Origin of the sequence: Streptomyces sp. NRRL S-31 (assembly GCF_000718775.1) — a bacterium.
Classification (GTDB): Bacteria; Actinomycetota; Actinomycetes; order Streptomycetales; family Streptomycetaceae; genus Streptomyces.
In genome coordinates this window covers 36,110-46,479 of sequence record NZ_JOCB01000070.1, presented here as the reverse complement: position 1 = coordinate 46,479, position 10,370 = coordinate 36,110, and the positions used below count along the sequence as shown (strand labels likewise).

Annotated in this window: 12 protein-coding genes; 9 read left to right on the top strand and 3 right to left on the bottom strand. The window is 73.0% G+C overall.

The annotated features are described in order from the left end of the window. Positions 1-465: PH domain-containing protein (locus tag IF37_RS0125425; RefSeq protein WP_037857015.1), on the bottom strand; the 465-nt coding region annotated here is incomplete at its 3' end. A 135-nt stretch (positions 466-600) separates the two neighbouring features. Between IF37_RS0125425 and deoC the strand changes: the two genes are divergently transcribed. The 3 genes from deoC to IF37_RS0125410 are packed head-to-tail and all read left to right on the top strand — an operon-like array spanning position 601 to position 3,874. Next, on the top strand, positions 601-1,560 hold the full coding sequence (gene deoC, locus IF37_RS0125420) for a deoxyribose-phosphate aldolase (protein WP_030746915.1): 960 nt from the start codon (positions 601-603) through the stop codon (positions 1,558-1,560). Positions 1,561-1,566: 6 nt separating this feature from the next. Further along, positions 1,567-2,997, top strand: coding sequence for an aldehyde dehydrogenase family protein (locus IF37_RS0125415; protein ID WP_030746914.1), 1,431 nt, complete (start codon positions 1,567-1,569; stop codon positions 2,995-2,997). Further along, positions 2,990-3,874: an aldehyde dehydrogenase family protein gene (locus IF37_RS0125410; RefSeq protein WP_030746913.1), complete on the top strand. Its 885-nt coding sequence runs from the start codon at positions 2,990-2,992 to the stop codon at positions 3,872-3,874. The genes IF37_RS0125415 and IF37_RS0125410 overlap by 8 nt, the downstream gene beginning before the upstream one ends. 141 nt (positions 3,875-4,015) lie before the next feature. On the opposite strand, the gene IF37_RS0125405 is transcribed toward IF37_RS0125410, so the two are convergent. Then, the gene (locus IF37_RS0125405) at positions 4,016-4,420 is read right to left on the bottom strand and encodes a hypothetical protein (protein ID WP_030746912.1); all 405 of its coding nucleotides are present in this window, start codon (positions 4,418-4,420) and stop codon (positions 4,016-4,018) included. 128 nt (positions 4,421-4,548) lie between these two features. Here IF37_RS0125405 and IF37_RS0125400 point away from each other — a divergent pair, with 128 nt between their 5' ends. Next, complete coding sequence (locus tag IF37_RS0125400) at positions 4,549-5,181, top strand: uridine kinase (RefSeq protein ID WP_030746911.1); 633 nt, start codon at positions 4,549-4,551, stop codon at positions 5,179-5,181. Positions 5,182-5,349: 168 nt separating this feature from the next. On the opposite strand, the gene IF37_RS0125395 is transcribed toward IF37_RS0125400, so the two are convergent. Further along, the gene (locus tag IF37_RS0125395; RefSeq protein ID WP_030746910.1) at positions 5,350-6,120 is read right to left on the bottom strand and encodes a SigE family RNA polymerase sigma factor; all 771 of its coding nucleotides are present in this window, start codon (positions 6,118-6,120) and stop codon (positions 5,350-5,352) included. Between the two features lie 240 nt (positions 6,121-6,360). Between IF37_RS0125395 and afsQ1 the strand changes: the two genes are divergently transcribed. The 5 genes from afsQ1 to IF37_RS0125370 all read left to right on the top strand — a co-directional run bounded on the left by afsQ1 (position 6,361) and on the right by IF37_RS0125370 (position 10,333). Continuing rightward, on the top strand, positions 6,361-7,038 hold the full coding sequence (gene afsQ1 / locus IF37_RS0125390; RefSeq protein ID WP_026248263.1) for a two-component system response regulator AfsQ1: 678 nt from the start codon (positions 6,361-6,363) through the stop codon (positions 7,036-7,038). Continuing rightward, positions 7,035-8,636: a HAMP domain-containing sensor histidine kinase gene (locus IF37_RS0125385; protein ID WP_253915845.1), complete on the top strand. Its 1,602-nt coding sequence runs from the start codon at positions 7,035-7,037 to the stop codon at positions 8,634-8,636. Before afsQ1 ends, IF37_RS0125385 begins: the two co-directional genes overlap by 4 nt. Further along, positions 8,633-9,235, top strand: coding sequence for a hypothetical protein (locus tag IF37_RS0125380; protein WP_030746906.1), 603 nt, complete (start codon positions 8,633-8,635; stop codon positions 9,233-9,235). Before IF37_RS0125385 ends, IF37_RS0125380 begins: the two co-directional genes overlap by 4 nt. 221 nt (positions 9,236-9,456) lie before the next feature. Then, entirely contained in the window at positions 9,457-10,020 is a 564-nt protein-coding gene (locus tag IF37_RS0125375) for a VanZ family protein (protein ID WP_030746904.1), read from the top strand. A gap of 109 nt (positions 10,021-10,129) precedes the next feature. Next, complete coding sequence (locus IF37_RS0125370) at positions 10,130-10,333, top strand: PspC domain-containing protein (protein WP_030746902.1); 204 nt, start codon at positions 10,130-10,132, stop codon at positions 10,331-10,333. Positions 10,334-10,370 lie beyond the last annotated feature (37 nt).

The following is a 10,370-nucleotide window of genomic DNA, read 5'->3' as shown; positions in this document are numbered from 1 at the left end:
GCGACCGCCCGGCCGGGCGCCGCGCGCCGCGTCCGCCGCCGCCCGCTGCTGCCGGCGGGCCGCCTTCTTGCGGGCCCGCAGCGAGACGGGGATGGCCCACAGCTGGTACTTGGCGCCCGACCTGGTGAGGACCTCGTTGGAGTAGCCGGAACGCAGGGAGGCGACCTCGCCCCAGGGCACGGTGATCACGCGGAACGGATTGCGCACGCGCAGCCGCTCCTCGTTCGCGAAGACCGCCGGGCGGAGCGTGAAGGCGATGATCAGCGGCACGATCAGGATCAGACCCGCCAGCGCCAGCCACGGGGTGCGGCCGTGGCCCTTGAACAGCGCGTCGAAGCCCAGCCAGCAGACGAGCAGGAGCAGCAGCACACCGCCCGTCATGCCGAGGGGCGAGCGGTAGATCCGGTCCCTGGCGGCGGGCGCCGGAGGCTGTGACGCGGGTGACGGATGGTCCGGGGTGGTCATGGCCCGATTCTGCCCGACGGCCTGAGCGATGCGACCGGGCGCCCGGTCATCGGCGCTCATCCGTGATCCCGCGATCCGTCCCGAGCACCCGGGGTGTACAGCCGCTACGCGCGTAGATATGCTCGTCTGGTGACCATGCCCACTACCGCACCCACAGCTCACGCTCTCTCGGACGTCACCGCGTCCGACAGCACGCTGCGCCGCTTCCTGCACGGGCTGCCCGGCGTCGACGCGGTCGGCCTGGAGGCGCGCGCCGCGTCTCTCGGCACCCGTTCCATCAAGACCACCGCGAAGGCGTACGCCATCGACCTCGCCATCTCGATGGTCGACCTGACGACGCTGGAAGGCGCGGACACCCCGGGCAAGGTCCGGGCGCTCGGCGCCAAGGCGGTCCACCCCGACCCCACGGACCGCACGGCGCCGACGACGGCCGCGGTCTGCGTGTACCCCGACATGGTGGCCGTCGCCAAGGAGGCCGTCGCCGGCTCCGGCGTCAAGGTCGCCTCCGTCGCCACCGCCTTCCCGGCGGGCCGCGCCGCCCTCGACGTCAAGCTGGCCGACGTGCGGGAAGCCGTCGCCGCCGGCGCCGACGAGATCGACATGGTCATCGACCGGGGCGCCTTCCTCTCCGGCAGGTACCTGAAGGTCTACGACGAGATCATCGCCGTGAAGGAGGCCTGCGGGACCAGCGCCCGGCTGAAGGTCATCTTCGAGACCGGCGAGCTGTCGACGTACGACAACATCCGCCGCGCCTCCTGGCTCGGCATGCTGGCGGGCGCCGACTTCATCAAGACCTCCACCGGCAAGGTCGCCGTCAACGCGACCCCCGCCAACACCCTGCTCATGCTGGAGGCGGTCCGCGACTTCCGGGCCCAGACCGGTGTCCAGATCGGCGTGAAGCCCGCCGGCGGCATCCGCACCACCAAGGACGCGATCAAGTTCCTGGTCCTGGTCAACGAGACCGCGGGCGCGGACTGGCTGGACGACCACTGGTTCCGCTTCGGCGCCTCCTCGCTGCTCAACGACCTGCTGATGCAGCGGCAGAAGCTGGCCACCGGCCGCTACTCCGGTCCCGACTACGTGACGGTGGACTGATCCCCCATGGCATTCGAGTACGCACCCGCCCCCGAGTCCCGCGCGGTCGTCGACATCGCGCCCTCCTACGGCCTGTTCATCGACGGCGAGTTCACCGAGGCCGCCGACGGCAAGGTCTTCAAGACCGTCTCGCCGTCCACGGAGGAGGTCCTCTCCGAGGTCGCCCGGGCCGGCGCCGAGGACGTCGACCGCGCGGTCAAGGCCGCCCGCAAGGCGTTCGAGAAGTGGTCGGCGCTGCCCGGCGCCGAGCGCGCCAAGTACCTGTTCCGCATCGCCCGGATCATCCAGGAGCGCAGCCGTGAGCTGGCCGTCCTGGAGACGCTGGACAACGGCAAGCCGATCAAGGAGACCCGCGACACGGACCTCCCGCTGGCCGCCGCGCACTTCTTCTACTACGCGGGGTGGGCGGACAAGCTCGGCCACGCCGGTTTCGGCGCGGACCCGCGGCCGCTGGGCGTGGCCGGCCAGGTCATCCCGTGGAACTTCCCGCTGCTGATGCTGGCGTGGAAGATCGCCCCGGCGCTCGCCACCGGCAACACGGTCGTGCTGAAGCCGGCCGAGACCACCCCGTTGTCGGCCCTGTTCTTCGCGGACATCTGCCGCCAGGCGGGTCTGCCCAAGGGTGTCGTCAACATCCTGCCGGGCTACGGCGACGCGGGCGCCGCGCTGGTCGCGCATCCGGACGTGAACAAGGTGGCGTTCACCGGCTCCACCGCCGTGGGCAAGGAGATCGCCCGCACGGTCGCCGGCACGGAGAAGAAGCTCACCCTCGAACTGGGCGGCAAGGGCGCCAACATCGTCTTCGACGACGCGCCGATCGACCAGGCCGTCGAGGGCATCGTGAACGGCATCTTCTTCAACCAGGGCCAGGTCTGCTGCGCGGGCTCCCGCCTGCTGGTGCAGGAGTCGATCGAGGACGAGCTGCTGGACTCCCTCAAGCGCCGGCTGTCCACGCTCCGCCTCGGCGACCCGCTGGACAAGAACACCGACATCGGCGCGATCAACTCCGCCGAGCAGCTGGCCCGGATCACCGCGCTGGCCGAGCGGGGCGAGGCGGAGGGCGCCGAGCGCTGGTCCCCGGCCTGCGAACTGCCCACCTCCGGCTACTGGTTCGCGCCGACGCTGTTCACGAACGTCACCCAGGCGCACACCATCGCCCGCGACGAGATCTTCGGCCCGGTGCTGTCGGTCCTCACCTTCCGCACGCCGGACGAGGCGGTCGCCAAGGCGAACAACACCCAGTACGGCCTGTCCGCGGGCATCTGGACCGAGAAGGGCTCGCGCATCCTGGCGGTGGCGAACAAGCTCCGCGCGGGCGTGGTCTGGTCCAACACGTTCAACAAGTTCGACCCGACCTCGCCGTTCGGCGGTTACAAGGAGTCGGGCTTCGGCCGCGAGGGCGGCCGCCACGGCCTGGAGGCGTACCTCGATGTCTGATCGGCTCACTGTCTTCAAGACCTACAAGCTGTACGTCGGCGGGAAGTTCCCGCGTTCCGAGAGCGGCCGGGTGTACGAGGTGACCGACTCGAAGGGCAACTGGCTGGCCAACGCGCCCCTCTCCTCCCGCAAGGACGCCCGGGACGCGGTCGTGGCCGCGCGCAAGGCGTTCGGCGGCTGGTCCGGCGCGACCGCCTACAACCGCGGCCAGGTCCTCTACCGCGTCGCGGAGATGCTGGAGGGCCGCAGGGAGCAGTTCGTCCGGGAGGTCGCGGACGCGGAGGGCCTGTCGAAGTCGAAGGCGGCGGCCGTCGTGGACGCGACGATCGACCGCTGGGTGTGGTACGCGGGCTGGACCGACAAGATCGCCCAGGTGATCGGCGGCGCCAACCCGGTCGCCGGCCCGTACTTCAACCTCTCCTCCCCCGAGCCCACGGGCGTCGTGGCGGTGCTGGCCCCGCAGGAGTCGTCCTTCCTCGGGCTGGTGTCGGTCGTGGCACCGGTGATCGCCACCGGCAACACGGCGGTCGTGATCGCCTCCGAGAAGGCCCCGCTGCCCGCCCTGTCCCTGGGCGAGGTGCTCGCCACCTCCGACGTGCCGGGCGGTGTGGTCAACGTCCTGTCCGGCCGTACGGCGGAGCTGGCGGCGCCGCTCGCCGCGCATCAGGACGTCAACGCGATCGACCTCGCGGGCGCCGACGCGGAGCTGGCGAAGGAGCTGGAGATCGCGGCGGCCGACAATCTGAAGCGGGTGCTGCGTCCACAGGCTGTGGACCACTTCGAGACGCCGGGGACCGAACGCATGACGGCGTTCCTGGAGACGAAGACGGTCTGGCACCCGACGGGCGCGCTGGGCGCGGCGGGTTCGTCGTACTGACGGGCGCACGGGGAGCCCGGGCTCGTCGCATTGACGGGGGCGCGGCGGGCCCGCGGCCGTACACCGCCCGAGGGCCCGCCGCGGCCCGCCGCTCCCAGGTGACGGGACCGCGCAAGTGCGCGGTCCCGCCGTCCGCCGCTCTCAGCGGCCCGGCGCTCCGAGGAGTCCGCCCGCCACCGGCACGCCGCCCAGCGACCGCGCCTGGGCCAGCGGACCCGTCACCGTCCGGGAACCCACCGGCTTGAAGTCGCCCACCTGGGTGCCCAGCCCGTTGTCGAGCGGGTCCACGCCCGTGCCCGCCAGGGGGTTGGGCTTGAGGCCGGCGACCGGACCGGTGACGTAGCCGACCGAGCCGGTGAGGGCCGTCAGGCCCGCCTGCGGGTCGACCTTGCCGAGCGAGGTGGGCCGCCACGGCACGTTCAGCAGCTGGGGGCCGGCGTCCGCGTGCGCCGTGGCCGCGCCCGCGCCCAGCGCCGCTCCGGCGGTGGCGAGGGCGATCAGGGCGCGCTGCGCGGCGGGGTGCTGGGGGGAGGTGTGTCGGGCCATCGCTGGTGCCACCTTCTGGTGCGCAGGGTGATGAGGTCGACACGAAGGGTAGTTGAGGCGGGACTCACGCTCAAAAGCCGACCCGCGGGGTCGGCAACTGCGGCCCCCATGCGTCAAACTGGTGTTCCGTGAGCATTCATCCCCCGCCCCCCGCCCGCGTCGTCCTGCTGTGCGGCCCCTCGGGCTCGGGCAAGTCACTCGTCGCCGCCCGCTCCGGGCTTCCCGTCCTGCGCCTGGACGACTTCTACAAGGAGGCCGACGACCCGACGCTGCCCCTGGTGCAGGGGAGTTCGGACATCGACTGGGACCACCCCGATTCGTGGGACGCGGACGTCGCGGTCGAGGCCATCGTCCGGCTGTGCGCCACCGGGTCGACGCCGGTACCGGTGTACGACATCGCGCTGAGCGCCCGGACCGGCGAGGAGCCGCTGGACATCGACGGTGCCCCGCTGTTCATCGCGGAGGGCATCTTCGCCGCGGAGATCGTCGAGCGCTGCCGGGAGCTGGGCGTGCTCGCGGACGCCCTGTGCCTGACCCGCGGCCCGGTCACCACCTTCCGCCGCCGCTTCCTGCGCGATCTGAAGGAGGGCCGCAAGTCGGTGCCGTTCCTGCTGCGCCGCGGCTGGCGGCTGATGCGCGCGGAACGGTCGATCGTCTCCCGGCAGGTCTCCCTCGGCGCGCACGCCTGCGACCGGGACGAGGCCCTGGGCCGGCTGACGACGGCGGCGCACCGGCAGGCAGGGCAGCGGACGGCGGCCTGACCGCCGTACCGCGACCGCCGTACCGGAACGCGAAACGGGACTGGTCGGATCCCCCCGGTCCGCCAGCCCCGCTCTTCCCGCTCCCCCGTGGTCCCGGTGGGCCCGCCCCCCAGCGGGCCCCCGTTCCCCCGTGTTCCCCCCTCGGGCCACCCTGCGGCGACCCCTGCCTCAGGCGACCAGCTCGCCGAAGGCGTCCTCCTCGTCACGGCCGAAGCTGAGGACCTCGTCCTCGCGCAGCCGGCGGAGCGACCGCCAGATGCTGGACTTCACCGTGCCGACACTGATGCCGAGGATGTCGGCGATCTCCGGGTCCGTGCGGCCCTCGTAGTAACGCAGGACCAGCATGGTGCGCTGGAGTTCGGGCAGGCGGGCCAGCGCCTGCCACAGGACCGCGCGCAGCTCGGTGCCGCGCATCGCGTCCGTCTCGCCGGGCGTCTCCGGCAGTTCCTCGGTCGGGTACTCGTTGAGCTTGCGGCGCCGCCAGGCGCTGATGTGCAGGTTGGTCATGGTGCGGCGGAGGTATCCGCCGACCGCCGCCTTGTCGCTGATCCGGTCCCACGCCCGGTACGTCGAGAACAGCGCGCTCTGGAGCAGGTCCTCGGCCTCGAAGCGGTCACCGGTCAGGTGGTAGGCGGTGGCGTACAGGGAGGCGCGGCGCTCCTGGACGTAGGCGGTGAACTCCGCCTCCGTCAGCGAGCGGCGCTCCCCCTGCTCCTCCCCGTACGCGCTTCCCCCGTGCTCCCCCGTGCGTGCGTCGACCACCGTCATGTAGGCGGTGTGCTGACGCCCGGTGCCACGAGCGCACCCCCGTCCCGCCGCGCGCTCGAACACGCTCGTGCGGGAAGGACCCCCCTCGGCACCGGACTTCTCCGGCCCCCGGTGCACGTCGTGCAGCCGCGTGATCACTGCGCTGGTGCTGATGCCGTGCAGCGTTTTCATCTCGCGCTCCCCGTCGTGGACTTCCGGTGACTCGGTGTTGCCGGGCCGGTTCCGGCTCCCCGTCCGGCCCGTGCCCAAAAGACTGCCGGGGTGACTTCATCACCGTGTCTGCCGACTGTCACAGACCTGTCACAGGGGTCCCTCCCAGGGGGGTCGTACGTCGCGCGCGGGTGACCGCGCCGGGGAAGGCATGGCACCGGCAGGTCGTACGACCACCCGTCCATGGGCCAGAATGAGCCCGTGCCTTCCCTGTTGCTGATCGAGGACGACGACGCCATCCGCACGGCCCTGGAGCTCTCCCTGACGCGCCAGGGACACCGGGTGGCCACCGCTGCCAGCGGCGAGGACGGTCTGAAGCTGCTGCGCGAGCAGCGGCCGGACCTGATCGTGCTGGACGTGATGCTGCCGGGCATCGACGGGTTCGAGGTCTGCCGGCGCATCCGGCGCACGGACCAGCTGCCGATCATCCTGCTGACCGCGCGCAGCGACGACATCGACGTCGTGGTCGGACTGGAGTCGGGGGCCGACGACTACGTGGTCAAGCCGGTGCAGGGGCGGGTGCTGGACGCCCGGATCCGCGCCGTGCTGCGCCGCGGTGAGCGCGAGTCCAGCGACTCGGCGACCTTCGGCAACGTCGTCATCGACCGCTCCGCGATGACCGTCACGAAGAACGGCGAGGACCTCCAGCTGACCCCGACCGAGCTGCGGCTGCTGCTGGAGCTGAGCCGGCGGCCCGGCCAGGCGCTGTCCCGGCAGCAGTTGCTGCGGCTGGTGTGGGAGCACGACTACCTGGGCGACTCGCGCCTGGTCGACGCCTGTGTGCAGCGGCTGCGCGCCAAGGTGGAGGACGTGCCGTCGTCCCCGACGCTGATCCGTACGGTCCGCGGGGTCGGCTACCGCCTGGACGCGCCTCAGTGACCGGTACGCGAGGGGCGCTGCGCGGCCTGGCCGCGCGGCGCGGGGGGAGTCTGTCCCGGCTCAGGTTCACCAGCCTCAGGCTGCGGCTCGTGCTGGTCTTCGGGCTGGTGGCGCTCACCGCCGCGGTGTCGGCGTCGGGCATCGCCTACTGGCTCAACCGCGAGGCGGTGCTCACCCGCGCCCAGGACGCGGTGCTGCGCGACTTCCGGCAGGAGATGCAGAACCGCGCGGGCGCGCTGCCCGAGCACCCCACGCAGGACCAGCTCCAGCGCGCCGCCGGCCAGATGGCCGCCAGCAGCCAGCGCTTCAGCGTGCTGCTGGTCGCCCAGGACACCGACGGCAAGACGGTGTACGGCAATTCGGGCGGCATCAACGGCTTCGCGCTGGAGGACGTGCCGCCGTCGCTGCGCGCGGCCGTGGCCAGGCGGCAGGCGGTGACGGACTCCAACAAGGAGCCGTACCACCTGTACTGGCAGCGGGTCACGGAGCACGGCACGCCGTTCCTGGTGGCCGGCACCCGGGTGATCGGCGGCGGCCCGACCGGTTACATGGCCAAGTCCCTGGAGCCGGAGGCGAAGGACCTCAACTCGCTGGCCTGGTCGCTGGGTATCGCCACCGGGCTCGCGCTGATCGGCGCCGCGCTGCTCGCGCAGGCCGCCGCCACGACCGTGCTGAAGCCGGTGCACCGGCTCGGCGTGGCCGCGCGCCGGCTCGGCGAGGGCCGGCTGGACACCCGGCTCAGGGTGTCCGGCACCGATGAACTCGCCGACCTGTCGCGGACGTTCAACAACGCGGCGGAGGCGCTGGAGCAGCGGGTCGCGGAGATGGCCGCGCGGGACGAGGCGTCCCGCCGGTTCGTCGCCGACATGTCGCACGAGCTGCGCACCCCGCTCACCGCCATCACCGCCGTCACGGAGGTGCTGGAGGAGGAGCTGGAGGCGGAGACCGGGAGCATCGACCCGATGGTCGAGCCCGCCGTCCGGCTGGTGGTCAGCGAGACCCGGCGGCTGAACAACCTGGTCGAGAACCTGATGGAGGTCACCCGCTTCGACGCGGGCACCGCCCGGCTGGTCCTGGACGACGTCGACGTCGCCGACCTGATCACCGCCTGCATCGACGCCCGCGCCTGGCTGGACGCGGTCGAGCTGGAGGCCGAGCGCGGCCTCCACGCCCGCCTGGACCCGCGCCGTCTGGACGTCATCCTCGCCAACCTGATCGGCAACGCGCTCAAGCACGGCGGGTCGCCGGTGCGGGTGTCGGTGCGGGAGGCGGACGAGTCGATCGAGATCCAGGTCCGCGACCACGGGCCGGGCATCCCGGAGGAGGTCCTCCCGCACGTCTTCGACCGCTTCTACAAGGCGAGCGCCTCCCGCCCGCGCTCCGAGGGCAGCGGGCTGGGCCTGTCCATCGCCCTGGAGAACGCCCACATCCACGGCGGCACGATCGGCGCCGCGAACTCCCCCGAGGGCGGCGCGGTGTTCACGCTCCTGCTGCCCCGGGACGCCTCCCGGCTGACCGAGCGGGACGACGGGGACGGCGGCGGGGACCAGGGCGACGGCGGGGACGAGCGGGACGGCAGCGGGAAGGAGGGGTCATGACCGTACGACGCGTGGTGGCGCTGCCCCTGCTGGGCGCGCTGCTCACCGGTTGCGGCATCCGGGCCACGGAGGTGCCGACCGACTTCGGGGCGGCGCCGTCCCGGGTGCCGTGCTCGCTGACCGGCCCGGATCTGTCCGCGCAGTCCTCGCGCGGGGTGCCGGTGCAGGTCTTCCTGCTGTGCGGGGCGTCCCTGGTGGCCGTGGACCGCAGCGTGCGGGTGCCGGAGGGCACCCCGGACGCCCGGCGCCGGGTGATCGTGGCACAGGGGCTGCTGGACCAGCTCGCCTCGTCGCCGTCGGCGGCGGAACGCTCCGCCGGCTACACGACGTACGTGCCGGGCGGTCTCGCGGTGAGCGGGCCCGGCCCGAAGGACCCCGAGGACGCGCTCCGGCTGAGCGCCGCACCGTCGCGGCTCACCTCCTACGCCCTGGCCCAGCTGGTGTGCACGCTGTCCGACTCGGCGGCGACGGAGGGCGACGGCTCGGTCATCCTGGGCGGCCCGGAGAAGGGCCCGCTGCGGCGGTACGAGTGCACGGACGAGGTCCGGGAGCATCCGGGCAGCACACAGCCGCCGTCCAGCGGGGTGACGGGCGCCTGAGCCGTCCCGGCGGGCGCGGTGGGACCGCGCGGGCGGGACGGGAGAATGCCGGCCGGCCGGGACGGGAGCATGTCGGCCGGCCGAGGCGGGACAGGGCCGGGTGGGACGGAGCGGACCGGGGCCGGCTGGGGCGGGGCGAACCGGGGCCGGCTGGGGCGGGGCGCACGGCGAAACGTTTCCACCACGGAACCAATCGGCCCCGCCCCCGCGTCTAGGGGGTCGTGCAGCGTCAAGGCTCCATCGGCGGCGGCAGTGCCGCGACCCGCATCCGTGTGACAGGGGGTGTCCTCCTCGTCGCACACCTCGCCCTCGTCGCCTGGCTGACGCTGCGCCCGCTGGACGTCCCCTGGGTGATGCCCCCGAACCTGCGCCCGCTGGCCGGCGTCCGGGCCGATCTGGCACTGGGCTGGCCGGGGGCGGCCAGCCCCCTCGGCGAGGGTCTCGCGCTGCTGGCGCCGCTGGGCGTGCTGCTGCCGATGGCGCACGGCAGGCTCGCCGTCTCCCCGTTCGCCTCCCTGCTCCGGACGGCCGCGGCCGGCGCGCTGGCCTCCCTCGGCATCGCCCTGTTGCAGACCGGCGTGCCGGGCCGGGTGGTGGACGTCGATTCGCTGCTGCTGAACACGGCGGGTGTCGTCCTGGCCCACCTGGCCGTCGTACCGGCCGGCCGGGCCCGGCTGCGGCGGCGGCCCGCCGGGGAGGCCGGTGCGGAGCCGGCGGTCACCGTCCCGGAGGAGCTGTCTCAGGGACGGACCCCGACGATTCCCAGGGTCGGGATCGCCCCGTAGAGCGATGCTTCGTCCCGTTCGTCTCCGTACCGTGGAAGTCAGTCGCGAGGCCCCGCCCGGGGGCCCGTCACCGGCTCGACAGCGAGCCGACGACCACGGAGGAGCCGACATGAGCGCCCTTGCCCGCCCCACCCACGGCCGCATGATCGGCGGAGTCTGCGCCGGACTGGCCCGGCGCTTCGGCACCTCGGCCACGACGATGCGGGTGATCTTCCTGGTGTCCTGCCTGCTGCCCGGCCCGCAGTTCCTGCTGTACATAGCGCTGTGGCTGCTGATGCCGTCCGAGGACAAGGCCCGCACCGCCGCCTGGTAGAGCGCGGGCACCGGGGCACGGAGCCACCGGGACGCGC

Bases quoted from the DNA above. Each gene is read 5' to 3' on its own strand.
- deoC (WP_030746915.1), top strand. From the start codon at position 601: ATGCCCACTACCGCACCCACAGCTCACGCTCTCTCGGACGTCACCGCG.
- IF37_RS0125415 (WP_030746914.1), top strand. From the start codon at position 1,567: ATGGCATTCGAGTACGCACCCGCCCCCGAGTCCCGCGCGGTCGTCGAC.
- IF37_RS0125410 (WP_030746913.1), top strand. From the start codon at position 2,990: ATGTCTGATCGGCTCACTGTCTTCAAGACCTACAAGCTGTACGTCGGC.
- IF37_RS0125405 (WP_030746912.1), bottom strand. From the start codon at position 4,420: ATGGCCCGACACACCTCCCCCCAGCACCCCGCCGCGCAGCGCGCCCTG.
- IF37_RS0125395 (WP_030746910.1), bottom strand. From the start codon at position 6,120: ATGAAAACGCTGCACGGCATCAGCACCAGCGCAGTGATCACGCGGCTG.
- IF37_RS0125380 (WP_030746906.1), top strand. From the start codon at position 8,633: ATGACCGTACGACGCGTGGTGGCGCTGCCCCTGCTGGGCGCGCTGCTC.
- IF37_RS0125370 (WP_030746902.1), top strand. From the start codon at position 10,130: ATGAGCGCCCTTGCCCGCCCCACCCACGGCCGCATGATCGGCGGAGTC.